27 protein-coding genes are annotated in these 25,013 nt (G+C 58.6%); 16 read left to right on the forward strand and 11 right to left on the reverse strand.

Translation table 11 applies throughout. The features are described from left to right. The 11 genes from rpmD to bfr all read left to right on the forward strand — a co-directional run bounded on the left by rpmD (position 1) and on the right by bfr (position 7,401). Complete coding sequence (gene rpmD / locus HKK53_RS24020; protein WP_003186033.1) at positions 1–177, forward strand: 50S ribosomal protein L30; 177 nt, start codon at positions 1–3, stop codon at positions 175–177. A gap of 3 nt (positions 178–180) precedes the next feature. After that, positions 181–618 (forward strand): 50S ribosomal protein L15, encoded by a 438-nt coding sequence (gene rplO, locus HKK53_RS24025; protein WP_007896782.1) that lies wholly within the window; start codon positions 181–183, stop codon positions 616–618. Further along, positions 619–1,947, forward strand: coding sequence for a preprotein translocase subunit SecY (gene secY, locus HKK53_RS24030; RefSeq protein ID WP_077574735.1), 1,329 nt, complete (start codon positions 619–621; stop codon positions 1,945–1,947). Between the two features lie 28 nt (positions 1,948–1,975). Next, a complete protein-coding gene (gene rpmJ / locus HKK53_RS24035) occupies positions 1,976–2,092 on the forward strand; it encodes a 50S ribosomal protein L36 (protein ID WP_002555468.1) in 117 nt (38 codons plus the stop codon). A 130-nt stretch (positions 2,093–2,222) separates the two neighbouring features. Next, positions 2,223–2,579 (forward strand): 30S ribosomal protein S13, encoded by a 357-nt coding sequence (gene rpsM / locus HKK53_RS24040; RefSeq protein WP_003186020.1) that lies wholly within the window; start codon positions 2,223–2,225, stop codon positions 2,577–2,579. Positions 2,580–2,609: 30 nt separating this feature from the next. Next, positions 2,610–2,999, forward strand: a complete 390-nt coding sequence (gene rpsK / locus HKK53_RS24045; protein ID WP_002555466.1) for a 30S ribosomal protein S11 — start codon at positions 2,610–2,612, stop codon at positions 2,997–2,999. 18 nt (positions 3,000–3,017) lie between these two features. Then, entirely contained in the window at positions 3,018–3,638 is a 621-nt protein-coding gene (rpsD, locus tag HKK53_RS24050; protein ID WP_003210056.1) for a 30S ribosomal protein S4, read from the forward strand. A 22-nt stretch (positions 3,639–3,660) separates the two neighbouring features. Beyond that, positions 3,661–4,662 carry a DNA-directed RNA polymerase subunit alpha gene (locus tag HKK53_RS24055; RefSeq protein WP_003186012.1) on the forward strand — a complete coding sequence of 334 codons (1,002 nt, stop codon included), beginning with the start codon at positions 3,661–3,663 and terminating at the stop codon, positions 4,660–4,662. A gap of 42 nt (positions 4,663–4,704) precedes the next feature. Beyond that, positions 4,705–5,091: a 50S ribosomal protein L17 gene (rplQ, locus tag HKK53_RS24060; protein ID WP_007896790.1), complete on the forward strand. Its 387-nt coding sequence runs from the start codon at positions 4,705–4,707 to the stop codon at positions 5,089–5,091. A gap of 241 nt (positions 5,092–5,332) precedes the next feature. Continuing rightward, positions 5,333–6,781: a catalase gene (locus HKK53_RS24065; protein WP_169372842.1), complete on the forward strand. Its 1,449-nt coding sequence runs from the start codon at positions 5,333–5,335 to the stop codon at positions 6,779–6,781. A gap of 155 nt (positions 6,782–6,936) precedes the next feature. After that, positions 6,937–7,401, forward strand: a complete 465-nt coding sequence (gene bfr, locus HKK53_RS24070; protein WP_169372843.1) for a bacterioferritin — start codon at positions 6,937–6,939, stop codon at positions 7,399–7,401. A gap of 77 nt (positions 7,402–7,478) precedes the next feature. On the opposite strand, the gene uvrA is transcribed toward bfr, so the two are convergent. Beyond that, a complete protein-coding gene (uvrA, locus tag HKK53_RS24075) occupies positions 7,479–10,313 on the reverse strand; it encodes an excinuclease ABC subunit UvrA (protein ID WP_169372844.1) in 2,835 nt (944 codons plus the stop codon). Positions 10,314–10,504: 191 nt separating this feature from the next. Here uvrA and HKK53_RS24080 point away from each other — a divergent pair, with 191 nt between their 5' ends. Both HKK53_RS24080 and HKK53_RS24085 read left to right on the forward strand, forming a co-directional pair. Beyond that, complete coding sequence (locus HKK53_RS24080; RefSeq protein WP_133840619.1) at positions 10,505–11,902, forward strand: MFS transporter; 1,398 nt, start codon at positions 10,505–10,507, stop codon at positions 11,900–11,902. Between the two features lie 9 nt (positions 11,903–11,911). Further along, positions 11,912–12,442, forward strand: a complete 531-nt coding sequence (locus tag HKK53_RS24085) for a single-stranded DNA-binding protein (protein WP_123404375.1) — start codon at positions 11,912–11,914, stop codon at positions 12,440–12,442. A 70-nt stretch (positions 12,443–12,512) separates the two neighbouring features. Here HKK53_RS24085 and HKK53_RS24090 read toward each other — a convergent pair whose 3' ends face one another. The 10 genes from HKK53_RS24090 to HKK53_RS24135 form a co-directional block, all read right to left on the reverse strand. Next, positions 12,513–14,717, reverse strand: coding sequence for an OsmC domain/YcaO domain-containing protein (locus HKK53_RS24090; protein WP_169372845.1), 2,205 nt, complete (start codon positions 14,715–14,717; stop codon positions 12,513–12,515). Positions 14,718–14,861: 144 nt separating this feature from the next. After that, positions 14,862–16,019: a glutathionylspermidine synthase family protein gene (locus HKK53_RS24095; protein WP_169372846.1), complete on the reverse strand. Its 1,158-nt coding sequence runs from the start codon at positions 16,017–16,019 to the stop codon at positions 14,862–14,864. Between the two features lie 12 nt (positions 16,020–16,031). After that, the gene (locus HKK53_RS24100; protein WP_169372847.1) at positions 16,032–16,760 is read right to left on the reverse strand and encodes a DUF1190 domain-containing protein; all 729 of its coding nucleotides are present in this window, start codon (positions 16,758–16,760) and stop codon (positions 16,032–16,034) included. Between the two features lie 20 nt (positions 16,761–16,780). Next, positions 16,781–17,209, reverse strand: a complete 429-nt coding sequence (locus HKK53_RS24105; RefSeq protein ID WP_169372848.1) for a DUF350 domain-containing protein — start codon at positions 17,207–17,209, stop codon at positions 16,781–16,783. Between the two features lie 15 nt (positions 17,210–17,224). Next, positions 17,225–17,899, reverse strand: coding sequence for a DUF2491 family protein (locus HKK53_RS24110; RefSeq protein ID WP_169372849.1), 675 nt, complete (start codon positions 17,897–17,899; stop codon positions 17,225–17,227). Beyond that, entirely contained in the window at positions 17,886–18,920 is a 1,035-nt protein-coding gene (locus HKK53_RS24115; RefSeq protein ID WP_169372850.1) for an ion channel, read from the reverse strand. The genes HKK53_RS24110 and HKK53_RS24115 overlap by 14 nt, the downstream gene beginning before the upstream one ends. A 60-nt stretch (positions 18,921–18,980) precedes the next feature. Further along, positions 18,981–19,544 (reverse strand): rhomboid family intramembrane serine protease, encoded by a 564-nt coding sequence (locus HKK53_RS24120; RefSeq protein ID WP_169372851.1) that lies wholly within the window; start codon positions 19,542–19,544, stop codon positions 18,981–18,983. Positions 19,545–19,613: 69 nt separating this feature from the next. Further along, positions 19,614–20,312: a PspA/IM30 family protein gene (locus tag HKK53_RS24125; RefSeq protein WP_169372852.1), complete on the reverse strand. Its 699-nt coding sequence runs from the start codon at positions 20,310–20,312 to the stop codon at positions 19,614–19,616. A 24-nt stretch (positions 20,313–20,336) separates the two neighbouring features. Then, positions 20,337–20,918 carry a YjfI family protein gene (locus HKK53_RS24130; protein ID WP_149660967.1) on the reverse strand — a complete coding sequence of 194 codons (582 nt, stop codon included), beginning with the start codon at positions 20,916–20,918 and terminating at the stop codon, positions 20,337–20,339. Positions 20,919–21,187: 269 nt separating this feature from the next. Continuing rightward, positions 21,188–21,736 (reverse strand): cysteine hydrolase family protein, encoded by a 549-nt coding sequence (locus HKK53_RS24135; RefSeq protein ID WP_169372854.1) that lies wholly within the window; start codon positions 21,734–21,736, stop codon positions 21,188–21,190. 101 nt (positions 21,737–21,837) lie between these two features. Here HKK53_RS24135 and HKK53_RS24140 point away from each other — a divergent pair, with 101 nt between their 5' ends. The 3 genes from HKK53_RS24140 to HKK53_RS24150 all read left to right on the forward strand — a co-directional run bounded on the left by HKK53_RS24140 (position 21,838) and on the right by HKK53_RS24150 (position 24,964). Further along, the gene (locus tag HKK53_RS24140) at positions 21,838–22,833 is read left to right on the forward strand and encodes a GlxA family transcriptional regulator (protein ID WP_169372855.1); all 996 of its coding nucleotides are present in this window, start codon (positions 21,838–21,840) and stop codon (positions 22,831–22,833) included. 273 nt (positions 22,834–23,106) lie between these two features. Then, positions 23,107–24,216: a DUF3182 family protein gene (locus HKK53_RS24145; RefSeq protein ID WP_169372856.1), complete on the forward strand. Its 1,110-nt coding sequence runs from the start codon at positions 23,107–23,109 to the stop codon at positions 24,214–24,216. Beyond that, positions 24,206–24,964, forward strand: coding sequence for an alpha/beta hydrolase family protein (locus tag HKK53_RS24150; protein WP_169372857.1), 759 nt, complete (start codon positions 24,206–24,208; stop codon positions 24,962–24,964). Before HKK53_RS24145 ends, HKK53_RS24150 begins: the two co-directional genes overlap by 11 nt. Positions 24,965–25,013 lie beyond the last annotated feature (49 nt).

Raw genomic sequence — 25,013 nt, forward strand, 5'->3', positions numbered from 1 at the left:
ATGGCTACCGTTAAAGTTACGCTGATCAAAAGCATGACCGGCCGCATCCCTAACCACAAACTGTGCGTTAAGGGTCTGGGTCTGCGTCGCATCGGTCACACTGTAGAAGTACTTGATACTCCCGAGAATCGCGGGATGATCAACAAGGCTTACTACATGCTGCGTGTCGAGGGTTAATCGATGAAACTCAATGATCTGAGTCCAGCGCCGGGTTCCCGTCGCGAAAAGCATCGTCCGGGCCGTGGTATCGGTAGTGGTTTGGGCAAGACCGGTGGCCGTGGCCACAAAGGTCAGTCCTCCCGCTCCGGTGGCACCATTGCTCCAGGCTTTGAAGGCGGTCAACAGCCGCTGCATCGTCGCCTGCCGAAGTTCGGTTTCGTTTCCCTGAAAGCCATGGATCGCGCAGAAGTGCGTTTGTCCGAGCTGGCCAAAGTGGAAGGCGACATCGTCACCGTGCAGTCCCTGAAAGATGCCAACGTGATTAACGTCAACGTACAGCGTGTGAAAATCATGCTGTCCGGCGAAGTTACTCGCGCTGTCACCATCGGAAAGGGAATCGGCGCCACCAAAGGTGCGCGTGCGGCTATCGAAGCAGCTGGCGGCAAGTTCGAGGAATAAATGGCTAAGCAAGGTGCTCTCTCTGCGCTCGGCAAAGGCGGTATGTCTGAACTCTGGGCTCGTCTGCGTTTTCTGTTCCTGGCGATTATCGTCTACCGAATAGGCGCACACATCCCGGTTCCAGGTATTAACCCGGACCGACTCGCGGACCTGTTTCGACAGAATGAGGGGACCATTCTTAGCTTGTTCAACATGTTTTCCGGCGGCGCGCTGGAGCGGATGAGCATCTTTGCACTGGGGATCATGCCGTATATTTCGGCATCGATCATCATGCAACTGATGACAGCCGTCAGCCCGCAGCTGGAGCAGTTGAAGAAGGAAGGTGAAGCTGGCCGTCGCAAGATCAGCCAGTACACCCGCTACGGCACTGTCATCCTCGCTCTCGTTCAGGCTATTGGCATGTCCATTGGTCTGGCAGGGCAGGGTGTTGCGTTCACTGGTGACTTTGGCTTCCATTTCGTCGCGGTATCCACTTTTGTGGCTGGTGCGATGTTCATGATGTGGCTGGGTGAGCAGATTACTGAGCGTGGTGTTGGCAACGGTATCTCGATGTTGATTTTTTCGGGTATCGTCGCCGGTCTTCCGAGAGCGATCGGGCAGTCTTTCGAGTCTGCGCGGCAGGGTGATATCAACATCTTCGCCCTGGTAGCCATCGGTTTGCTGGCAGTAGCGATTATCGGTTTCGTGGTGTTCATTGAGCGTGGTCAGCGTCGTATTGCTGTTCACTACGCCAAGCGTCAGCAGGGCCGCAAGGTCTTTGCTGCGCAGACTAGCCACTTGCCGCTGAAGGTGAACATGGCCGGTGTTATTCCGGCTATTTTCGCGAGCAGCATTTTGCTGTTCCCGGCTTCGTTGGGTGCCTGGTTCGGTCAGTCTGAAGGTATGGGCTGGTTGCAGGACATCTCGCAGTCGATCGCTCCTGGTCAGCCGTTGAATATTCTGCTGTTTAGTGCAGGGATTATTTTCTTCTGCTTCTTCTATACGGCGTTGATGTTCAATCCGAAAGACGTAGCGGAAAACCTGAAGAAGTCCGGTGCCTTTATTCCGGGCATCCGTCCAGGCGAGCAGTCTGCGCGCTACATTGATGGCGTTCTGACTCGTTTGACCATGTTCGGTGCTCTTTACATGACGGCCGTGTGCCTGCTGCCCCAGTTCCTGGTGGTTGCAGCAAACGTACCGTTCTACCTTGGCGGGACCTCGTTGCTGATCGTCGTCGTGGTTGTGATGGACTTCATGTCCCAAGTACAATCGCACCTCGTTTCGCACCAGTACGAATCCCTGATGAAGAAAGCCAACCTGAAGGGTTACGGCAGCGGCATGTTGCGCTGAGGTACCCATAAGGTTCGAGGAGTTGGTGATGAAAGTTCGTGCATCGGTGAAAAAGCTGTGCCGTAACTGCAAGATTATTCGCCGCGAAGGTGTTGTTCGAGTAATTTGCAGCGCGGAACCGCGTCACAAACAGCGCCAAGGCTGAGTGTGATTGTGCTTCAAGCCCGGCAGCTAGTGCGCTGCCGGGTTGATTATTTGTTATTACAGCGATATTATCTCGCGCCCTATTTCTTGGCTTCCGGGGCGTAGGTAGCTGTCAATTGGAGTCCCACTGAATGGCCCGTATTGCAGGCGTTAACATTCCAGATAACAAGCATACTGTTATCTCGCTGACCTACATCTATGGTGTTGGTCGCACTACTGCACAGAAGATTTGTGCAGTGACTGGGGTAAACCCAGCCGCAAAGATCAAAGATCTGAGCGACGAGCAGATTGAACAGCTGCGTGGCGAAGTGGCGAAGTTCACCACTGAAGGTGACCTGCGTCGCGAAATCAACATGAAAATCAAGCGTTTGATGGACCTCGGTTGCTATCGCGGTCTGCGTCATCGTCGTGGTCTTCCAGTGCGCGGTCAGCGTACCAAGACTAACGCGCGTACCCGTAAAGGTCCGCGTAAGCCGATCCGCAAGTAATCGCCCCAGCGAATCGACAGGAAATTAATCATGGCTAAACCTGCTGCTCGTCCTCGTAAAAAAGTTAAAAAGACAGTGGTTGATGGCATCGCCCACATCCACGCGTCGTTTAACAACACAATCGTGACCATCACCGACCGTCAAGGCAACGCTCTTTCCTGGGCTACCTCCGGTGGTTCGGGTTTCCGCGGTTCCCGCAAGTCCACGCCGTTTGCTGCTCAAGTAGCTGCTGAACGTGCTGGTCAAGCTGCGCTGGAATACGGTCTGAAAAACCTCGACGTTAACGTCAAAGGTCCAGGCCCAGGTCGTGAATCCGCAGTCCGCGCTTTGAACGGCTGTGGCTACAAGATCGCCAGCATCACCGACGTGACGCCAATCCCGCACAACGGGTGCCGTCCGCCGAAGAAGCGCCGCGTGTAATCCAGGAGATTGTAAAGAATGGCTCGTTACATTGGTCCAAAATGCAAACTCGCTCGTCGTGAAGGCACCGATCTCTTTCTGAAGAGCGGCGTGCGCGCGATCGAATCGAAGTGCAACATTGAAGCAGCACCTGGTATCCACGGCCAACGCCGCGGTCGCCAGTCCGATTACGGCACCCAACTGCGTGAAAAGCAGAAGGTCCGTCGTATCTACGGCGTTCTCGAGCGTCAATTCAGCGGCTACTACAAAGAAGCTGCTGGCAAGAAAGGCGCAACTGGCGAAAACCTGTTGCAGCTGCTCGAATGCCGTCTGGACAACGTTGTATACCGTATGGGTTTTGGCTCTACTCGTGCCGAATCCCGTCAGCTGGTATCGCACAAATCCGTAAGCGTTAACGGTCAGACCGTAAACGTGCCGTCGTACCAGGTTCGTGCTGGTGACGTGGTCGCGATTCGCGAGAAAGCAAAGAACCAACTTCGCATTGTCCAAGCTCTCGATCTGTGTGCCCAACGTGGCCGCGTAGAATGGGTAGAAGTAGACACTGAGAAGAAGTCGGGCGTTTTCAAGAACGTTCCTGCTCGCAGTGATCTGTCCGCCGACATCAACGAAAGCCTGATTGTCGAGCTCTACTCCAAGTAAGGGCTAGAAAATAGGTGCATCCATGCAGATTTCGGTAAATGAGTTCCTGACACCCCGCCATATTGATGTGCAGGTTGTCAGTCCAACCCGCGCCAAGATCACACTCGAGCCTCTCGAGCGTGGTTTCGGCCACACCCTGGGCAACGCGCTGCGACGCATCCTGTTGTCCTCAATGCCCGGCTGTGCAGTAGTCGAGGCCGAGATTGACGGTGTGCTCCACGAGTACAGCGCCATCGAAGGTGTACAGGAAGACGTAATTGAAATCCTGTTGAACCTTAAAGGTCTGGCTATCAAGCTGCACGGCCGTGACGAAGTTACGCTGACCTTGTCGAAGAAGGGTTCGGGGGTGGTTACCGCTGCCGATATTCAGCTGGATCATGATGTCGAGATCGTTAACCCCGATCACGTAATCGCTAACCTGGCGTCTAACGGCGCCCTGAACATGAAGCTCACCGTAGCTCGTGGTCGTGGTTATGAACCGGCAGACTCGCGTCAGAGCGATGAAGACGAAAGCCGCAGCATTGGTCGCTTGCAGCTTGACTCTTCGTTCAGCCCGGTTCGCCGTATCGCATACGTGGTGGAAAACGCCCGTGTCGAGCAGCGTACTAACCTGGACAAGCTGGTTATTGATCTGGAAACCAACGGTACCCTGGATCCTGAAGAGGCTATCCGTCGTGCTGCAACCATCCTGCAACAGCAGTTGGCTGCGTTCGTCGATCTCAAAGGTGATAGTGAGCCAGTGGTTGTCGAGCAGGAAGACGAGATCGATCCGATCCTGCTTCGCCCGGTTGACGATCTGGAACTGACTGTACGTTCGGCTAACTGCCTTAAGGCGGAAAACATCTACTACATCGGTGACCTGATTCAGCGTACCGAAGTAGAGCTGTTGAAGACTCCGAACCTTGGCAAGAAATCCTTGACTGAAATCAAGGACGTTCTGGCCTCCCGCGGTCTGTCCCTCGGCATGCGCCTCGACAACTGGCCGCCTGCAAGTCTTAAGAAGGACGACAAGGCGACTGCCTGATCGTCGTAATCACCGAACGTTGTGTTTGGTAAGGAATGAACCATGCGTCATCGTAAAAGTGGTCGTCACCTGAGCCGCACTAGCTCGCACCGCAAGGCCATGTTTCAAAACATGGCAGTGTCGCTGTTCGAGCACGAGCTGATCAAAACTACACTGCCGAAAGCTAAAGAACTGCGTCGCGTTGCTGAGCCGCTGATCACTTTGGCCAAGACAGATAGCCTGGCTAACCGCCGTCTGGCTTTCGACCGTACTCGTTCGAAAGCTATCGTTGGCAAGCTCTTCAACGACCTGGGCAAGCGTTACGCTACCCGTGAGGGTGGCTACCTGCGCATCCTCAAGTGCGGCTTCCGCACTGGCGACAACGCGCCTATGGCGTACGTCGAGTTGGTTGATCGTCCAGTTGGCGGTGAAGCTGTATCCGCTGAGTAAGACGTCAGTCTGAAACGAAGAACCGGGCCTAGTGCCCGGTTTTTTGTGTCTGTAAGAAATGCGCTGTTTATACAAGCTTCCCTGCGGTTCACGCCGTCATGATGCGAACGGGATTCGTTGGTAGTATTTTTCTATTGATCGTCACAAATTAATGAATTTGTAGCCTTCCTGATCAATGGTCAATACTCCGTCCCAAGCCGATTAGCCGGCAGTTCCAAAACTGACAGAGGAAGAAGATCGCATGAGCCAAAACAAAACGCTTACGACCGCCAGTGGCGCTCCTGTCGCCGACAACCAAAATTCTCGCTCCGCTGGCCCTCGTGGCCCGCTGCTCCTCGACGATTTTCACCTGATCGAGAAGCTTGCCCACTTCAACCGTGAAAACATTCCAGAGCGTCGCGTGCACGCCAAAGGATCGGGTGCCTACGGTACGTTCACCGTGACCCGTGACATCACCGAGTACACCAGCGCCAAGCTGTTCGAGTCCGTCGGTAAGCAGACCCCAACGTTCCTGCGGTTTTCCACCGTGGGCGGCGAGCGCGGTTCGGCCGATACCGAGCGTGATCCACGGGGTTTCGCCCTCAAGTTCTATACCGAAGAAGGCAACTGGGACATCGTTGGCAACAACACTCCGGTGTTCTTCATTCGCGATCCGCTGAAATTCCCTGACTTTATCCACACGCAAAAGCGCCTGCCGCAAAGCAACCTGAAAAGTGCACAAATGATGTGGGACTTCTGGTCGCACTCTCCAGAGGCGCTGCACCAGGTCACCATCTTGTTCTCGGACCGTGGCATTCCTGACGGCTACCGTCACATGCACGGCTTCGGCAGCCACACTTACAGCCTGATCAGCGCCACAGGCGAGCGTCACTGGGTGAAATGGCACTACAAGACTCAGCAGGGGATCAAGAACCTGGCGCCGGCAGACGCCGCACGCCTGGCCGGTACCGATCCGGATTACGCTCAGCGCGATCTGTTCGGTGCCATCGAGCGCGGTGACTTCCCGAAATGGCGCGTGTGCATCCAAATCATGACCGAGGCCCAAGCTGCTGCGCACTATGAGAACCCGTTTGACGTCACCAAGACCTGGTCGCAGAAAGAGTTCCCGCTGATCGAAGTCGGCGAACTGGAGCTCAACCGCAATCCGCAGAACTACTTCGCTGAAGTAGAGCAAGCGGCCTTCGGTCCGAGCAATATGGTTCCAGGCGTGGGCCTGTCGCCGGATCGCATGCTGCAAGGTCGCGTGTTCGCGTACGCTGATGCTCACCGCTACCGTATCGGCACCAATCACCAGCAACTGCCGGTGAATGCGCCACGCAATCCAGTCAACAGCTACCAGCGTGATGGTTCCATGGCGTTCGGCAGCAACGGTGGCGCTGCACCCAACTACGAGCCGAACAGCTACGTGGAGTCGCCGAAACAAGCGCCGCGTTACGCCGAACCTGCGCTGGTCTTGAGCGGTGCGGCGGATCGTTACGATCACCGCGAAGACACTGATTACTACAGCCACGCCGGTGCACTGTTCCGTTTGATGAGCGATGAGCAGAAAACCCTGCTGATCAACAATATTGCCGGCGCGATGGCCGGGGTTTCCGGCGATGTAGTCGATCGCCAGTTGCAGCACTTCTACAAGGCTGACCCAGCGTACGGAGAAGCAATCGCAAAGGCGTTGGGCGTACAGCTTAACTAAGTCTAAACGAGAAGCAGAACCGCCCTCATTTGGGCGGTTTTTGCGTTATTTAAACCACTTTTCTCAGAATATCTTCGCTTTTATCGCGCATTCGGCGTGACCAAACAGTCGGCTTGGTTCAAACTACAGACTTTCAAGCAGGGAGATGTAGGGCGATGCAAGGCCACCCAGACGTAATCGATTACCTCAACACGTTGCTGACCGGCGAGCTGGCCGCGCGTGATCAATATTTCGTTCATTCGCGGATGTATGAGGACTGGGGTTTCACCGAGCTCTACGAACGTATCAACCACGAGATGGAAGAAGAGGCGCAGCACGCTGATGCGCTGATGCGTCGGATCCTGATGCTCGAAGGCACACCACGCATGCGTCCGGACGACCTGGATGTCGGCACCACGGTGCCTGACATGCTCGCTGCCGACCTGCGACTGGAATACAAAGTCCGCGCCGCACTCTGCAAGGGCATCGAGCTCTGCGAGCAGCACAAGGACTACGTCAGCCGTGAGATGCTGCGCATTCAGCTGAACGACACCGAAGAAGATCACACCTACTGGCTGGAGAAGCAGTTGGGCCTGATCAAGTTGATCGGTCTGGAGAATTACCTGCAATCGCAGTTCTGATTTTCGGATAAGAAGCCTCGGACACAAAAAAGCCCCTGTCACTGATGAAGTGACAGGGGCTTTTTCATGGGCCTTGATCAGGCCTTGTCGCGAGCCAGCAGCGGTTTGAGGTAGAAGCCGGTGTGAGATTGTTTCATCTCCGAGACTTCCTCTGGCGTACCGACGGCAATGATCTGCCCACCTTTGGAGCCACCTTCCGGCCCAAGATCCACCAACCAGTCGGCGGTCTTGATCACGTCAAGATTGTGCTCGATCACTACCACGGTGTTGCCGTGGTCGCGCAGGCGATGCAGCACGTCGAGCAATTGCTGGATATCCGCGAAGTGCAAGCCGGTGGTCGGCTCATCGAGGATATACAGGGTCTTGCCGGTATCGCGCTTGGACAGCTCACGGGACAATTTCACCCGCTGGGCTTCACCGCCGGACAACGTCGTCGCTGACTGCCCGAGCTTGATGTACGACAGACCGACGTCCATCAGCGTTTGCAGCTTGCGCGCCAGTGCCGGCACCGCGTCGAAGAACACCCGCGCTTCCTCGATGGTCATCTCGAGGGTTTCGTGGATGCTCTTGCCCTTGTACTTGATCTCCAGGGTTTCGCGGTTGTAGCGCTTGCTCTTGCAGACGTCGCACGGCACATAGATGTCCGGCAGGAAGTGCATTTCCACCTTGATCAAGCCATCGCCCTGACAGGCTTCGCAGCGTCCGCCCTTCACGTTGAAGGAAAAGCGCCCCGGGCCGTAACCACGAGAGCGCGACTCCGGTACGCCCGCGAACAGTTCGCGAATCGGCGTGAACAACCCGGTGTAGGTCGCCGGGTTCGAGCGCGGTGTGCGACCGATCGGGCTCTGGTCGATATCCACAACCTTGTCCAGATGCTCCAGGCCCTTGATGCTGTCGTGAGCGGCAGCTTCAAGCGTCGTCGCGCCATTGAGTGCCGTAGCGCTCAACGGGAACAGAGTGTTGTTGATCAGTGTCGATTTTCCCGAACCCGACACGCCAGTCACACAGGTCAGCAGACCCAACGGAATTTCCAGATCGACATTGCGCAGGTTGTTGCCGCGAGCACCTTTCAGCGACAGGGTCATCTTCTTGTTGCGCGGTGTACGCTTGGCCGGCACGGCAATCTTCACGCGGCCCGACAGGTACTTGCCGGTCAGCGAGTCCGGGTGAGCCATGACTTCCGCCGGAGTACCTTCAGCGACGATATGACCGCCGTGTACGCCGGCACCAGGGCCGATGTCCACCACGTAGTCCGCCAGACGAATCGCATCTTCGTCGTGCTCGACCACGATCACCGTGTTGCCGATGTCCCGCAGGTGCTTGAGGGTGCCGAGCAGCCGATCGTTGTCCCGCTGGTGCAGGCCAATCGACGGTTCATCGAGGATATACAGAACCCCCACCAAGCCGGCGCCGATCTGACTGGCCAGGCGAATACGCTGAGCCTCACCGCCAGACAACGTATCGGCACTGCGATCCAGCGATAAATAATCGAGACCCACGTTGACCAGAAACTGCAGACGCTCGCGGATTTCCTTGAGGATCTTGTCGGCAATTTCACCGCGACGGCCAGTAAGTTTCAACACGCCGAAATATTCACAGGCGTCGCCAATCGGCAGATTGGTCACCGCCGGCAAGGTCTTCTCGCCGACCCACACGTGCCGCGCCTCGCGACGCAGACGCGTGCCACGGCAATCCGGGCAAGGCTGGGTGCTGAGGAACTTGGCCAGTTCTTCACGAACCGAGGCGGACTCGGTTTCGCGGTAGCGACGTTCCAGGTTCGGCACGATGCCTTCGAACGGGTGCGAGCGCTTGACGATGTCGCCACGGTCGTTCAGGTATTTGAAGTCGACGTTCTGCGAACCGCTGCCGTGCAGGATAAATTTCTGCTGATCGGCCGGCAGGTCGTTGAACGGCACTTCCAGGCTGAACTTGTAGTGGGACGCCAGCGACCCGAGCATCTGGAAGTAATAGACGTTGCGCCTGTCCCAGCCGCGTATCGCGCCTTCGGCCAGGGTCAGTTCACCGTTCACCAGTCGCTTGATATCGAAGAACTGTTTAACGCCCAGGCCATCGCAGGTCGGGCAGGCGCCGGCCGGGTTGTTGAAGGAGAAGAGTTTGGGCTCGAGCTCGCTGATGGCGTGGCCGCAGATCGGGCAGGCGAAGCGCGCAGAGAAGATCATCTCTTCGCCCGGCTCGTCGTCCATTGGTGCCACCAAGGCGATACCGTCCGCCAGTTTCAGCGCGGTCTCGAAGGATTCGGCCAGGCGCTGTTGCAGATCGGCGCGGACCTTGAAGCGGTCGACCACCACATCAATCGAATGCTTCTTCTGTTTATCCAGTTTCGGCAACTCGTCCAGCTCGCAGAGCCGGCCGTTGACCCGCGCACGCACAAAACCCTGGGCGCGCAGTTCTTCGAAGACTGACAGATGCTCGCCTTTACGCTCGCGAATCACCGGCGCCAGCAGCATCAATTTGCTGCCTTCCGGTTGGGCGAGAACGAGGTCGACCATCTGGCTGACGGTCTGGGCTTCCAGCGGAATGTCGTGATCCGGGCAGCGCGGAATACCGACGCGGGCGTACAGCAGGCGCAGGTAGTCGTAGATTTCGGTGATGGTGCCGACCGTCGAACGCGGGTTATGCGAGGTCGACTTCTGTTCGATGGAAATCGCCGGCGACAGGCCTTCGATGGTGTCGACGTCAGGTTTTTCCATCATCGACAGGAACTGCCGGGCGTAGGCCGACAGCGATTCGACATAGCGGCGCTGGCCTTCGGCGTACAGCGTGTCGAAAGCCAGGGACGACTTGCCGGATCCGGACAGGCCGGTGATGACGATCAGTTTGTCCCGTGGCAGGGTCAGGTCGATGTTCTTCAGGTTGTGGGTTCGGGCCCCACGAATCAGGATCTTGTCCAAAGTGGCCTCGCTCGGCGGGCGTCGAAAACGTAGGAGTATACGGCCAAATACTGGATGGATGCACACTATCAAATGCGGGGCGCGCAGGCTTACATGAAGACTGCGTCATCTATGCGCGTCATAGCGTCGCGATATACCCCGTCAATCGATGGGACTGGTAGAATCGCCGCCGGTTCACATGAGGTTTTTCCATGCACGATCCCCACAGCGAACGCATGAGTGGCAGTGAGACCCGCGCAGCCAGCGGTCTGGCCCTGGTGTTCGCCTTCCGTATGCTTGGCATGTTCATGGTGTTGCCGGTACTGGCGACCTATGGCATGGACCTGGCGGGAGCGACCCCGGCCCTGATCGGGCTGGCGATTGGCGCTTACGGCCTGACCCAGGCGCTGTTCCAGATTCCGTTCGGTTTCATTTCCGACCGTATCGGTCGGCGCCCGGTGATTTACCTGGGGCTGATCGTTTTCGCCCTCGGCAGCCTGCTGGCAGCCAATGCCGATTCGATCTGGGGCGTCATCGCCGGGCGAGTCCTGCAAGGCGCTGGGGCGATTTCCGCAGCGGTCATGGCGTTGCTGTCGGACCTGACCCGGGAACAGCATCGGACCAAAGCCATGGCCATGATCGGCATGACGATCGGTCTGTCGTTCGCTGTCGCCATGGTCGTCGGCCCCTTGCTGACCCGCGCCTTCGGCCTGTCCGGGCTGTTCCTGGCGACGGGCGGCATGGCGCTGTTCGGCATCGTCATCGTGATGTTCATGGTGCCGCGCGCCACCGGGCCATTGCAGCACCGCGAATCCGGCGTGGCGCGCCAGGCGCTGATCCCGACGCTCAAGCACCCGGACCTGTTGCGCCTGGACCTGGGCATTTTTGTGTTGCACGCGATGTTGATGTCGAGCTTCGTCGCATTGCCCCTGGCCCTGGTGGAAAAAGCCGGGCTGCCGAAAGAGCAGCACTGGTGGGTGTACCTGACCGCGCTGCTGATTTCCTTCTTCGCGATGATCCCGTTCATCATCTACGGCGAGAAGCGACGCAAAATGAAACGAGTTTTGCTGGGCGCCGTCGCGACGCTGATGCTCACTGAGCTATTCTTCTGGCAGTTCGGCGACAGCTTGCGAGCCCTGGTGATCGGGACGGTGGTGTTTTTCACCGCGTTCAATCTGCTGGAAGCTTCCTTGCCATCGCTGATCAGCAAGGTTTCACCGGCGGGCGGCAAGGGCACGGCGATGGGGGTTTATTCCACCAGCCAGTTCCTCGGTTCGGCGTTGGGCGGGATCCTCGGCGGTTGGCTGTTCCAGCATGGCGGTTTGTCGGTTGTCTTCCTCGGATGCGCCGGCCTGGCTGCCCTCTGGCTGGCCTTTGCTGTTACCATGCGCGAACCACCTTACGTGACGAGCTTGCGCTTGCCGCTGTCGCCCGAGGCGATCCGCGAAGCGGGTCTGGTCGAGCGCCTGAAGGCCGTCGTAGGGGTAACAGATGCAGTGGTCGTCGCAGACGAAGCGGCGATTTACATCAAATTGGACACAGAACTATTGGATCGCACGACCCTTGAGCGCCTGGTGAACAACCCGGCCGAGGCAGCGTGCGTAGCCTAGGAGAACGTTATGGCCCGTGGGGTTAACAAAGTCATATTGGTCGGCACTTGCGGCCAGGATCCCGAAGTTCGCTACTTGCCTAACGGTAACGCCGTGACCAACCTGAGTCTGGCGACCAGCGAACAGTGGACCGACAAGCAAACCGGTCAGAAGGTCGAGAAGACTGAATGGCACCGTGTGTCGATGTTCGGCAAGGTTGCCGAGATCGCCGGCGAGTACCTGCGTAAAGGTTCGCAGGTTTACATCGAAGGCAAGCTGCAGACCCGCGAGTGGGAAAAAGACGGTATCAAGCGTTACACCACTGAAATCGTGGTCGACATGCAAGGCACCATGCAACTGCTGGGCGGCCGTCCTCAACAGGGCGACCAACAAGGCGGGGGCAACAACTACCAGCAGTCCGCTCCGGCCCCACGTCAGCAGCAGGCTCCGCGCCCGCAGCAGTCGGCACCGCAACAGTCGCGCCAGGCTCCGCCTCCACAGCAGGCAGCGCCGCAACCGGCTCCGGATTTCGACAGCTTTGATGACGATATCCCGTTCTGATTTGTAGCTTTCTCAGAACCGTAAACAAAAAAAGCGAAGCCATCTGGCTTCGCTTTTTTGTGGGCGCTGTTTAACGGGTTGAAGCGGTCACATTGGCACGGGCCGTGTGCAGCTTCTTGTAACTTTCGATCAACCGCAGGTGCCGGTCGAGCCCCTCCAGTTTCATGCTGGTCGGCGCCAAACCATGGAAGCGTACGCTGCCGTCCACCGAGCCGATCGCTGCATCCGTGCGCTCGTTGCCAAACATCCGGCGGAAGTTGGCCTCGTAGTCTTCCAGCTCCAGGTCTTCGTCCAGTTTCATCTCCAGCACCACATTGACCGCTTGGTAGAACAAGCCGCGCTCAACCGTGTTGTCGTTGTACTGCAGGAACATTTCTACCGCCTCTTTCGCCTCTTCATATTGCTGCAAGGCGAGGTAGATCAGCAGTTTCAACTCCAGGATCGTCAGCTGACCCCAAGCCGTGTTGTCGTCAAATTCGATGCCGATCAGGCTGGTGATGTCGGTGTAGTCGTCCAGCTCACTTTCCACCAGACGCTCAACCAACGCGCGCAGTTCGTCTTCGTCCAGGCGATGCAGGTTGAGGATGTCAGCGCGGAAGAACAGCGCTTTGTTGGTGTTATCCCAGATCAGATCGTCCGCGGGATAGATTTCCGAATAGTCCGGCACGAGGATGCGGCACGCCGTTGCGCCGATATGCTCGTAGACCGCCATGTACGCTTCTTTACCCATGCCTTTGAGAATGCCGAACAAAGTCGCGGCTTCCTCGGCATTCGAGTTTTCACTCTGGCCGGAGAAGTCCCACTCGACGAATTCGTAATCCGACTTGGAGCTGAAGAAGCGCCACGACACGATGCCGCTGGAGTCGATAAAGTGCTCGACGAAGTTATTCGGCTCGGTCACCGCATGGCCTTCAAACGTCGGCTGCGGCAGGTCGTTGAGGCCTTCGAAGCTGCGACCCTGGAGCAATTCGGTGAGGCTGCGTTCCAACGCCACTTCCAGGCTCGGGTGCGCGCCGAACGAGGCGAACACGCCGCCGGTGCGCGGGTTCATCAACGTGACGCACATCACCGGGAATTCACCGCCCAGGGACGCATCCTTCACCAACACCGGGAACCCTTGTTCTTCCAGCGCCTGAATACCGGCCAGGATCCCAGGGTACTTCGCCAATACTTCGGCTGGCACATCCGGCAGGGCGAATTCGCCTTCGATGATTTCGCGTTTGACCGCGCGCTCGAAGATTTCCGACAGGCACTGCACTTGGGCTTCGGCCAGGGTGTTGCCGGCACTCATGCCGTTGCTCAGGAACAGGTTTTCGATCAGGTTCGACGGGAAATACACCACCTCCCCATCCGACTGGCGCACGAACGGCAGCGAGCAGATGCCGCGCTCTTCATTGCCCGAGTTGGTGTCGATCAAGTGAGAGCCACGCAGCTCGCCGTCGCGGTTGTAAATCTTCAGGCAGTACTCGTCGAGAATTTCGCTCGGCAGTGCATCTTTGCGGCCAGGCTTGAACCAGCGCTCGTCCGGGTAATGCACAAACGGCGCGTTGGCGATGTCTTCGCCCCAGAACTGGTCGTTGTAGAAGAAGTTGCAGTTGAGTCGCTCGATAAACTCGCCCAGCGCCGACGCCAGCGCGCCTTCTTTGGTCGCGCCTTTGCCATTGGTGAAACACATCGGCGAGTGCGCGTCGCGAATGTGCAGCGACCACACATTGGGCACGATATTGCGCCACGAAGCGATTTCAATCTTCATGCCCAGGTCAGCCAGAATGGCCGACATATTGGCGATGGTCTGCTCCAGCGGCAGGTCCTTGCCGGCGATATAAGTGCTCGCCTCGGAACTGGACGCCGGCATCAACAACGCCTGGGCATCGGCGTCGAGGTTTTCCACTTCTTCGATGACAAACTCAGGTCCGGCTTGCACCACTTTTTTCACGGTGCAGCGGTCGATGGAGCGCAGGATGCCCTGGCGGTCCTTGTCGGAAATGTCCGCAGGCAGTTCAACCTGAATCTTGAAAATCTGGTTGTAGCGGTTTTCCGGATCAACAATGTTGTTCTGCGACAGGCGGATGTTTTCGGTGGGAATGCTGCGAGTGTCGCAGTACAACTTCACGAAATAAGCCGCACACAACGCCGACGAAGCCAGAAAGTAATCGAACGGACCCGGTGCCGAGCCATCGCCCTTGTAGCGGATAGGTTGATCGGCCACCACCGTGAAGTCGTCGAACTTGGCTTCAAGTCGAAGGTTGTCGAGAAAGTTGACCTTGATTTCCATGGGGGATTACCAGCATAACGGCAGACGAATTGGCCGCCATTATCCGGCTTTTCAGACGTATGTCTTGTCGTTGTCGGGTCCAGAGCCTGTTTCACCCGAAAGCCCGATGCACGGCACCGGGCTTTTTTAAAAGAGAAGTACCGATCAATCAAGAATCAGGTGCGGCAAAAACCGGCTCGAGTCCTTGGTAATCAAACTGTTGTCTTCCCGCACGCCAATGCCGGCCGCCTGGTCGCCAATCACCCACGAACCGACCAGCGCGAAGCTGTCGCCAAACTTCGGCAGCGGGGCAAACTCTTGAAGGATAAACGGCGCATCCGTGTAGGGCCCGTCCTCTTTCACGATCAGACCGTCGGCCGTTTGCAACTCGATGTTGGCGCCTTCCCGGGAGAAGTAGGGTTTGCGCACCCAGCCTTTCGGCACGGCTTTACTCGGGTCGGTATCCACGTGCGCCGCCAGCAGGTTCGGGTGACCTTTGTTGAACTCCCACAACAGCGGCAGGATGCCTTTGTTGGAGATGATCGCTTTCCAGGCCGGCTCGAAAAACTGCGTGTCGCTCTGGGCAATCGCGGCGCCAAACGGCTCGTGGAAGATGAACTCCCAAGCGTGCAGCTTGAACAGGTGCGGAATCCAGCGATCCTCCAGATCGACGAAACGTCCGTCACTGGTCAGGCCGATGTCTTCAAGATCAATGTGGCGTGATTCGATGCCGACCTTTTCCGCAATCAGGCGCAGGTAGTCGGTGGTGCCTTTGTCTTCGACCGAACCTTTCATCGAGGCGAAATAGAACGGCTGCTTGAGTTGCAGTTGGGCAAAGGCCTGGTGCAGCTTGGTGTCGATGCTGTTGAACTGGTCGGCATGCTTGGGCAGCAGGCCGCGTTCGATGCATTGCTCCAGCCAACCCCACTGAAACGCCGCCGCTTCATACAAGCTGGTCGGCGTGTCGTAGTTGAGTTCCAGCAACTTGGCCGGGCCACTGCCGTTGTAGGAGAAGTCCATCCGCCCATAAAGGTGCGGATGGCCTTCGAGCCATGAAGTGCGGACCAGGTCGAAGAACGGCGCGGGAATGCTCAGGCGCTCCAGCAATTCCTCGCTCTGCACCACGCGGGCCACCAAGTCCATGCACATCTCATGCAGCTCGGTGGTCGGGTCTTCCAGATCATCTTCGATCTGTTTGAGCGTGAACTGGTAATACGCGCTCTCGTCCCAATAAGGTTCGTCGTCGATGGTGTGGAACAGAAAGCCGAGACTTTCCGCGGTCTGTTTCCAGTCATGACGTTCTGCGCAAAGGATCTTCTTCATGGCCCTGTTCCCTTAGCTGCTTGAGCCGCCCGAACTCTTGCCCGAACCGCCCCAGCCACTGCGTGCGCTGGCCTGGCTGCCGAAGCCGCCGCGAGAGGTCGCTGAGGAAACAGTCGCCGCCTTGCTGCGGCTGACGGTGTCGGTGTAATTGCTGCTGCCGTACCGCGCCTGATTGGACCGGTTGAAGGTCGAACCGCTGGAGACCCGCTGGCTGAGCGTCGAGTTCGAGTAGCTGCCGCGATCATCGCGGTAGCGGTAGACCGGTTCGGAGTAGTAGCTGCTGCGGTTGCCGCTGAGCATGTTGCCGACCAACATTCCCATCAGCAGGCTGCTGCCGGAAAATCCGGAATCACCGACGGCGCTCGCTTCCGACGCCGGCAGTTTCGCCTTGGCCGCGTCCACTTCGGCTTGCGTCACCTCGCCATCGGCGTTCAGTTCGAAACCGCCGAGCTTGGGGATGAACTTGCCGGCGGAATCCTGTTGGCACCAGTCGGCGACAAAGTCGGCATCGCAATCGGTCTTGCTGTCGTAGACCGGCGCAATGCGACGGTGCTCAGCCATGGCCTTCATGTAGGCGTCGGAACAGATGTCGACCGGCAGTTTTTCATCGGCGCACTGCTGCACGGACTGGAAGTTGTACTTCTTGTGTATCTCGTAGGTTTTTTCCGATGGCCCGCAGCCTGAGATCGCCATGGCAACCGACGCGGCCAGGGAGAGCTGAACGTACTTGCTTCGTTTCATCACAATCTCCGTTTGTGCGATCAGTTCTGGGACGGGGTCATGCACGCGGCGTTGAGCATGCCGACGCTGATGGCCACGGCTGCCACGTAGATGCCGGCTGCGATTTCACCGTTGCGGATGCGCTCGGACGTGCCCTTGAGTACCAGGCTGGTCATCAGGAACGCCAGCAGTTGGACGAACGCGGCAATGACCGCCCAGACCACGAAATCGAGGATGCTGATCGAGTAGGCAATCACGTTACTGGCCGGAATAGCGAAGCCGATGATCGCGCCGCCCAAGGCAATCGCCGCCGCCACGTTGCCTGAGCGGATCAGTTCGAACTCTTTGTGCGGGGTGATGCGGGTATAGATGAACTGGAACAACCCGAACAGCACGGCAGCGCCGATGATATAGGTGACAAACCCGAGCACGGCGGCTTTGTTCAGGGAGATAGAGAGCGCTTCTAGCATGGCATTCTTCCTTTTTTAAATGGGGTTCAGATCGGTTGTGTACAGCGAAATGCCCAGCGATGTGCTCAAGCTGATGGTGCCTTCGGCGTCCTCTTCGACGGAAAACAGCAGGAACTCCCGTCGATCGGTCAGGCCGGTTTCGCGGGCGTACAGCATTGAACGGTGCTCGATGGTGTAGGACTCGTTCGGGTTTTTCAGGTGTTCGGTCAGGGCGACCAGCTCGGTTTGTCCGTTCTCGGTGCCCCATTCGCGGGTGAATTCGACGCCTTTGTGGGCGTAGTAGGGCAGGCCGATCAGGCTTTGCGGGCCGGCCAGCCGGCTCAATTCCGCTTCACTGTTGATGGTCACGTAGCTGAGGTAGTTGAACAGGATGACCGACTCGACCTGCCCGGCGACATCGCCAGTGGTGTGCACTTGCAGCCAGTAATCTTCGTCGTTCATGTAATAGCGTGACAGCCAGTTCGACTGCCCGAGATCGACAGTGCCGGCGCACCAGATCTGCTGGGAGCCGGGGATGGTCACGGCGGTTTTTTCGTCGAGCAGCAATTTGAGCGTGCTGTCGAACATCACGCCTTTGCCCAGCGCCAGGCCCAGCGGGCCGACCGCCTGTTGGCTGGCATTGGCTGTCCACGTCGGGTCCGCTTTCGGGGCCGGGGCCTCAAGCCCCATCAACTGTTTAAACCATCCCATTGGAGATTTCCTTGAGGCGAGTGGAGGCGATGTAGAAGAGTTCACCGCCCTCAATGCGCGTGGCGTTGGGCGGATTGATCGAGGGTTGCTGGGCACCCTTGGCGCGATAGCCGATGAGGGTCGCGTTGTGGCGTTCTTTCATGCGCGCGTACAGCTCGCCGAATGTTGCCACATAGTCCTGCGGCAGTTTCATCAAGTATTGAGTGGCGCCCTGGCCCACGCACAACAACTCGTTGATGACCACGGACGAGCCCGGATCCTGCGACGCGCGCACCAGCATCTCGATGGCCATGCTTGAGGTGCATTCCAGGCTGGGCGCGTAAGAGCTGGCGAGGGCGGCGATTTCGCTTTCGTTGAAATGCGCTACCACGTGCCCGACCGGGTTCAGTTGATTGACCGCGAGCACGGTGGCCAGGGTCAGGTCGTCGGAATGGGTGCGCACCAGCACGCGCTCGGCACCCGGCACGCCGGCCCGCACTAACAGCGCGCTGGAGGACAGGCTTTCACCTTTGATGAAGGCGGCTTTGCCCGGCATCGGGTTTTCTTCGAGGTCGCAATCGCAAATGACGATCAGGTTGTCGTTGGAAGTTTCATCCTCCAGCAGCAACTCGATGACCCGCTCGCTGGACGAACCTTCCCAGCCAATCAGCACCGTGTGGCCGGACTTGCCGGTGAAATCGCCTTTGCCCTTCATGCCTTTTCTCCATACATCGATGACGCTGCTGGTGGTTTTGCCGATGGCTGCCGTCAGCAGCGCAATGCCGCCAAGCATGACCCACGTGGCCACGAAAACCCGTCCCGCCGCGGTTTGCGGCGCGAGATCGCCGTAGCCGACCGTCAGCGTGGTGGTGAGATAGAAGTAGGTAAACGTAGCGGGGGCGGTGAGGTGTTGTTCGCCCAGAAGCACCAGGCCGAGGTAAGCCGTGCTCAGGTGGATGCCCAAGGCAATCGCCAGTCCGGCCCAGCCGAAACGGTGGAAGAAGGTCGCGGCGTACACGCGTAATAGAAGAAAAATCGACATGGCGTCCCTGACTCCTTGGGAAAACTCGTTCCAGGCAAAAGGCGTGGCTCGAATCCGCATTTACCGGGCGGCATTAAACCTGTTGCCGGGCGCCGAGAGAAGTACCTTTGCCGCAATAAATCCGGCGAATGCGCCGGCGATATGGCCTTCGAAGGAAACCCCCTGGCGCGGCAGGAAGCCAAACACCAGTCCGCCATACAGCAAGGCGACGACCGCGGCGGTAATCAGGTTGCCCCAACTGTGCTGGAACCAGGCGCGGGACAGGATGTACGCCCACAACCCGAACACCCAGCCGCTGGCGCCGATGTGCAGGCCGGAAAAACCGAACAGCCAGACCAGCAAGCCGCCCAGGCCAATGATGATCGCGCTGACGGCCAGAAACCGGTTGAGTCCGTCGACGCTGACCAGGGTGCCGAGGATCAGAAAGGGAATCAGATTGGCGCTCAGGTGCGCGAACGAGGCGTGGAGGAAAGGCGAAGTGAGGATGCCGGGCAGTCCGTAGAGTGTTCGCGGGACCAGGCCGAATGAAAGCAGGCTGTAGCCGCTCACGACGTTGAGCACCTGCAGCGCCACCATGAAAATGGCCAGGCCGGCGATTGTCTTGAAACCCTTCAGGGCATCCATCCTTGACCTCGATTCGACAAAAAAAGGAAGGGCACGATGCCCTTCCTGTTCAGGTACCGCCCGGACCGGTTACTCGGCCGATTTTTTCTTCAGGCGATCCAGGATCGCATTGGCACTGCCCGAATCCGGGGTGATGCCGGCTTCGCGCAGTTTGCGCTCCAGATCCGTGCCGGTCGAGGCGTCGGCCAGTTCATCCTGGGCTTGCAGTTCGGCAGCGCGTTGCTGCTGCTTGGCCTGCAAACGGTTCAGCGTGCCGACGGCGGTTTCCAGCTTGCCGTTGGCGCCGCCACTGGCGATCGAAGCGCTGACCTGAGCTTTCTGTACGCTTTCGCGAGCCTTGGCCATGTCCACTTGCTGGCGCAGGCTCTTGATGCGGTTTTCGGCCTTGGTGATGTCTTTGCGCATGTTGTCCGCGTAACCGCCGAATTCGGCGGCCTGCTTTTGCTCGACCTCGAGTTCGTTGGTCAGGGTCGAAATGGCTTCGGCCACTTCCAGCGCCAGGTCTTCGCGGTTGGCCTGGATCGCGGCCATGGCCTTGGTTTCCAGGTCCTGGATCTTGGCGTTGTACTCGGCCACGCGATCAGCCGACAGTTTGTGCTTGGCCATGATGGTGACCAGCTCGCGCTTGGCGTTGGCCAGGGCGGTGTCAGCATCGCGGATTTCCTGGTCGAGGATGCGCAGGGCCTGTTGGTCGACGATGGCTTCGCCGACTTCACTGGCGCCGCCGCGCAGCGCGGTGAACAATTTGCTCCAGATGGACTGAGTCATTGGATATGCCCTATGGCTGAATAATTAATGGAAGAAACGTTCAAAGGCTTCGCTGGCGCGCTGCACATTGTCGACGAGGGTTTTGACCTCGGTCACGACGTTGGTCAGGCTCGAATCGGAGCTCAGCGCGCCGAACATGTTGTAGACGACCTGGCCGTTCGGCATCGACTCGATACCGATCGAGGACAGCGGGAACAGCTCACGGCTGCGCAGCACGGCGTCGTTGAAGGCCGCGACGTCCTTGATCGACTCGACGTCCACCAGCACGGTGTCGACGATGATCTGCTCGCCCACGACCGCGATGTAAATCGGCAAGCCGCCAAAGTCGTTCATTTCCAGCTTGATGCTGGATTCGGAGCCTTGAACGAGGGAAAGGGTGATGTCGTTGGATACCACGTCATCAAGGGCCTGGAGGGCGCTGAAGAGGCGGTCGATGTTCCAGTTGTTACCTGCGCTCATGAAATTCTCCGACATGAATGAGCCAGCCAGGATCGGTTGGCGTAGCTGTTTCTCCATCTGCTTGAGCAGGCTTCGGTTTTCGGGAAGCACCCAAGTCTCGTGTTTCACATAACCGGCGGCACCCAGGCCCGCGCGCATCTGCTTCATGTAGAAACTCGACGGTTTTTTCGCGGAGGGTTTCGAGCGCTCTCCCTTGCGGCTCGCTGTATCGGTAACAGGATCGGCAGGCGGACCTGATGGAGAGCTGCTTTTCATACTGGTGACTCCGTTGTGAAATCTCACGCGTGAGAAACACTACAGTGATTTTTTGCGCCCCTCAATAGCTCACGCGTGAGATTTTTTACCAGCGGAAATACAAAAGCCCGCAGCGTGAGAACACTGCGGGCCTTTTTGTTTATCCAGTTGTTTCGATAGTGTCAGCTGGCGAGGAATTCGTCAGCAGACACCACGCTCGCATAAGCAAACGCCAGCGACGCCATGAACGCCGCATGCACCTGGATGGCCGGCACCGTAACGCCATTGAACTCCAGATCGCGAGTGGCGCAGGCGTCGTGGATCACAGTCATGGTGTAGCCCAAGTCGGCAGCCGCGCGGGTAATGCCATCGACGCACATATGGCTCATGCTGCCGACGACCACCAGATTCTCGACGTCTTGTTCATCGAGGATGGCTTCCAATTCGGTTTCGCGGAATGAATTGACGAAATGCTTGAGCACCACCGGTTCGTCGGCGCGGTTAAGGACTTTGGGGTGCAGCTTCGCGCCATCGGAGCCCGGGGTGAAAAACGGCGCGGCGTCGGAGGTGAATTCGTGGCGGATATGCACCACCGGATTACCGGCATCACGAAAGGCCTGAATCAGGCGCACGGCGTTGTCCGCCGCCGCCTCGGCGCCGACCAACGGCCACTTGCCTTGGGGGAAGTAGTCGTTCTGGATATCAACTACGATGAGCGCTTGCTTGGCCATGGGTGTTTCCTCGAAGTGTGTGTAGGTGTGGAATCAAGTATTGGCGCTGGCCGACCCTCCGAGGATTGGCCGCACCGACAATAGAAGGGGGAAAACTGACAATGGGCGTAGAAAGGGCAGTCGCCGAACTGGGTGTGCTGATCTATCCCGGCGCGCAAATGGCGGCGGTGCATGGGTTGACGGACCTGTTCGGGGTCGCCAACCGGATCGCCGCCGAGCATCAGGCGGCGCAGTTGCCGTTGCTGCGGGTCAGTCACTGGCAGGCCGAGGGCGATCAGGTGCCCGAGCGGGTGTATGACAGTCATCCCGGCCCGGACAGCGCGTTGGTGGCGGTGATGATCCCGCCGTCGATTGGCGGCTTTTCCGAGAGCCAGGCGCCGAAAGGGCTGCTGCGCTGGATTCGTCAGCAACATGCGCAGGGCGCGACGCTGGGGGGCGTGTGCGTCGGTTCGATCCTGCTGGCCGAAAGCGGCTTGCTTGATGGCCGTAGCGCCACCACCCACTGGACCTCGGCCAAGGCCTTTGCCGAACGTTACCCGGCGATCAAGCTCCTGGCTGATACGCCCATCGTCGATGACGGCGACTTGATCACCACGGCCGGCCTGATGGCCTGGTCCGAGCTGGGCTTGCGCATGGTCGACCGCTTGCTCGGGCCGAGCATTGCCGCCAGCACTGCGCGGTTTCTGGTGATCGAGCACAGCGACAGCGCGAGCCAGTGCGGCAGCAACTTCGCGCCGATTCTCAGCCATGGCGATGCGTCGATCCTCAAGGTCCAGCATTGGTTGCAAAGCACCGGCGCGACCGACGTATCGCTGACCGCGATGGCCGAACGGGCAGCGCTGGAAGAGCGCACCTTCCTGCGCCGGTTCCGCGCGGCGACCGGGCTCAAACCTACCGAGTACTGTCAGCACCTGCGGGTCGGCAAGGCCCGGGAAATGCTGGAGTTCACCAACGGCACCATCGATCACATCGCTTGGACCGTGGGTTATCAGGACCCGAGCGCGTTTCGCGCCACGTTCAAGAAAATCACCGGGCTGGCGCCGAGTGATTATCGGGCCCGGTTCGGGGTAACGCCGCCCGCCGCACTGACGCGCTAAACCCGTAGGAGCAAAGCTTGCTCGCGATAGCGTTCGTTCAGTCACCTCAGTGCTGAATGTGCCGCCGCCATCGCGAGCAAGCTATGCTCCTACAGGAATGGTCGTCGTGCAGAATGCCGGGGTCCGGGAACAGGTCGTGCAGAATAAAACAGGCTCAGTGCCATCACGGCAACAGCAAACGACTGATCTCAAAGCCGTTTCTGTTCTGCCACCGTTGGCTTGATCTCTGCACCACCAAGCTACATTCATCAAGCGCAGATTGAAGGGGGATGCATGACCCCAACAAACCGCAAAAAACTGGTCGTCGCTCATTCCGTGCGGCCTGAAGCCCCGCTGCACGAAGTCGAAACCAATCGCGCGCTGGCCCGATGGCTGGCGCAGATACTCGGGCTCAAATACGGCGGCAGCTACGACGCCCAATTGCACAACGGCCGTGACCTGTACCTGTTGCCGACCCAGACGCTGGTCGGTGCCGCCGCAGCGCTGCAGTTTGGCGTCAAAGGACCGGAAGATCTGTGGGGCGGTTATGTCGACTACGACTTTATCTGCACCAAAGCCATCAGCCACGGTTTGCTCAACCGCGATGCGTTCGCTCCCGAAGGCTGGTCGCCACTGTTTTCCGAACGGGTACGCAGTGTCGTGCTCGACGGCCTCAGCGTGTTTTCACTGGAGGATGCGCGGCCAGCGGCGGAGCACTTGCTCTACAGCGGCCCGATCCGCCTCAAACCCATTCATGCCTGTGCCGGGCGCGGCCAGGAAGTGATCAAGGGCCTTGATCAGTTCGATGCCATCCTTGCCCGACCCGACGCCGAGCAGTTGTTCACCGAAGGCGTGGTGCTGGAGCAGGATCTCGACCAGGTCATCACCCACAGCGTCGGCCAGGCGTTTATCGGCGATAAGGTGCTGAGTTACTGTGGTGATCAATACTTGACCGAAGACGGTCAGGGCGAGCAGGTTTATGGAGGTTCCAATCTGCTGGTGGTCCAGGGTTACTACGAGGACCTGCTGGAACTGGACCTGCCCGAGGACGTGCGCCTGGCGATTCAGCAAGCCCAGGTGTTCGACAGCGCGGCGGACGAGGCTTACCCCGGTTTCTATGCCTCGCGGCGCAACTACGACATAGCCCAGGGCCTGGACAGCAGTGGCAAACAGCGCAGCGGCGTGCTCGAACAATCCTGGCGCATGGGCGGTGCCAGCAGCGCTGAAATCGCGGCGCTGCAAAGCTTCGTCAACGATCCGGGGATGCGTGCGATTCGTGTGTCGTCGGTGGAAACCTACATCGACCAGCCGCTGCCGGCGGACGCCATCGAGGTGTACCGCGGCCCGGCGCAAGACAGTGACTTTCTTCTCAAGTACGTAACGGTCAAATCCTATGACGGCTAGAAGCGAAACCATTGAAATCGACATCGACGGCGAACAGATGACCGGGCATTTCCTCAGCCCCAAATCGAAAGTCCCCGGCGTGTTGTTCGTGCATGGCTGGGGCGGCAGTCAGGAACGGGATCTGGAACGGGCCAAAGGCATCGCCGGTCTGGGTTGTGTCTGCCTGACCTTCGACTTGCGCGGGCATACCGGCGGCACTGGCATCGCGTTATCCCAGGTGACTCGGGAAGACAACTTGCGCGACTTGCTGGCGGCGTACGATCGCCTGCTCGCACACCCGGCGCTCGATACCTCGGCGATTGCGGTGGTTGGCACCAGCTATGGCGGTTACCTGGCGGCGATCCTCACGTCCTTGCGCCCGGTGCGCTGGCTGGCGCTGCGGGTGCCGGCACTGTACCGCGACGAACAATGGCACACGCCCAAGCGTGAACTGGACAAGGTGGATTTGCTCGATTACCGCAGCACGCTGGTGAATTCCGCGAATAACCGGGCGCTGCATGCCTGCGCGGCGTTTACCGGGGATGTGTTGCTGGTGGAATCGGAGACGGACGATCACATTCCCCATGCGACGATCATGAGTTACCGCGCGGCGTGCCAGCAGACCCACTCCTTGACCCACCGCATCATCGACGGCGCCGACCACGCATTGAGCGACCCCGTTGCACAACAGGCCTACACCTCGATCCTCGTGGACTGGATCACGGAAATGGTGGTGGGTGAGCGGTTGAGCATTATTCAGTCCAGTTGAATAGGGGGTGGATTTGAGATCATTCGCGGGCAAGCCTCGCTCCTACAGG

Origin of the sequence: Pseudomonas sp. ADAK7 (genome assembly GCF_012935675.1) — a bacterium.
Taxonomy (GTDB): domain Bacteria; phylum Pseudomonadota; class Gammaproteobacteria; order Pseudomonadales; family Pseudomonadaceae; genus Aquipseudomonas.

Coding starts and splice junctions, on each gene's coding strand:
- HKK53_RS24065 (WP_169372842.1), top strand. CDS start 5,333: ATGAGCCAAAACAAAACGCTTACGACCGCCAGTGGCGCTCCTGTCGCC.
- HKK53_RS24125 (WP_169372852.1), bottom strand. CDS start 20,312: ATGACTCAGTCCATCTGGAGCAAATTGTTCACCGCGCTGCGCGGCGGC.
- rplO (WP_007896782.1), top strand. CDS start 181: ATGAAACTCAATGATCTGAGTCCAGCGCCGGGTTCCCGTCGCGAAAAG.
- HKK53_RS24115 (WP_169372850.1), bottom strand. CDS start 18,920: ATGTCGATTTTTCTTCTATTACGCGTGTACGCCGCGACCTTCTTCCAC.
- HKK53_RS24145 (WP_169372856.1), top strand. CDS start 23,107: ATGACCCCAACAAACCGCAAAAAACTGGTCGTCGCTCATTCCGTGCGG.
- HKK53_RS24085 (WP_123404375.1), top strand. CDS start 11,912: ATGGCCCGTGGGGTTAACAAAGTCATATTGGTCGGCACTTGCGGCCAG.
- rpmJ (WP_002555468.1), top strand. CDS start 1,976: ATGAAAGTTCGTGCATCGGTGAAAAAGCTGTGCCGTAACTGCAAGATT.
- HKK53_RS24110 (WP_169372849.1), bottom strand. CDS start 17,899: ATGGGATGGTTTAAACAGTTGATGGGGCTTGAGGCCCCGGCCCCGAAA.
- secY (WP_077574735.1), top strand. CDS start 619: ATGGCTAAGCAAGGTGCTCTCTCTGCGCTCGGCAAAGGCGGTATGTCT.
- rpsM (WP_003186020.1), top strand. CDS start 2,223: ATGGCCCGTATTGCAGGCGTTAACATTCCAGATAACAAGCATACTGTT.
- HKK53_RS24090 (WP_169372845.1), bottom strand. CDS start 14,717: ATGGAAATCAAGGTCAACTTTCTCGACAACCTTCGACTTGAAGCCAAG.
- HKK53_RS24080 (WP_133840619.1), top strand. CDS start 10,505: ATGCACGATCCCCACAGCGAACGCATGAGTGGCAGTGAGACCCGCGCA.
- rpsD (WP_003210056.1), top strand. CDS start 3,018: ATGGCTCGTTACATTGGTCCAAAATGCAAACTCGCTCGTCGTGAAGGC.
- HKK53_RS24105 (WP_169372848.1), bottom strand. CDS start 17,209: ATGCTAGAAGCGCTCTCTATCTCCCTGAACAAAGCCGCCGTGCTCGGG.
- HKK53_RS24135 (WP_169372854.1), bottom strand. CDS start 21,736: ATGGCCAAGCAAGCGCTCATCGTAGTTGATATCCAGAACGACTACTTC.
- HKK53_RS24055 (WP_003186012.1), top strand. CDS start 3,661: ATGCAGATTTCGGTAAATGAGTTCCTGACACCCCGCCATATTGATGTG.
- bfr (WP_169372843.1), top strand. CDS start 6,937: ATGCAAGGCCACCCAGACGTAATCGATTACCTCAACACGTTGCTGACC.
- rplQ (WP_007896790.1), top strand. CDS start 4,705: ATGCGTCATCGTAAAAGTGGTCGTCACCTGAGCCGCACTAGCTCGCAC.
- HKK53_RS24095 (WP_169372846.1), bottom strand. CDS start 16,019: ATGAAGAAGATCCTTTGCGCAGAACGTCATGACTGGAAACAGACCGCG.
- HKK53_RS24130 (WP_149660967.1), bottom strand. CDS start 20,918: ATGAAGCAGATGCGCGCGGGCCTGGGTGCCGCCGGTTATGTGAAACAC.
- HKK53_RS24150 (WP_169372857.1), top strand. CDS start 24,206: ATGACGGCTAGAAGCGAAACCATTGAAATCGACATCGACGGCGAACAG.
- rpsK (WP_002555466.1), top strand. CDS start 2,610: ATGGCTAAACCTGCTGCTCGTCCTCGTAAAAAAGTTAAAAAGACAGTG.
- HKK53_RS24120 (WP_169372851.1), bottom strand. CDS start 19,544: ATGGATGCCCTGAAGGGTTTCAAGACAATCGCCGGCCTGGCCATTTTC.
- HKK53_RS24140 (WP_169372855.1), top strand. CDS start 21,838: ATGGGCGTAGAAAGGGCAGTCGCCGAACTGGGTGTGCTGATCTATCCC.
- rpmD (WP_003186033.1), top strand. CDS start 1: ATGGCTACCGTTAAAGTTACGCTGATCAAAAGCATGACCGGCCGCATC.
- HKK53_RS24100 (WP_169372847.1), bottom strand. CDS start 16,760: ATGAAACGAAGCAAGTACGTTCAGCTCTCCCTGGCCGCGTCGGTTGCC.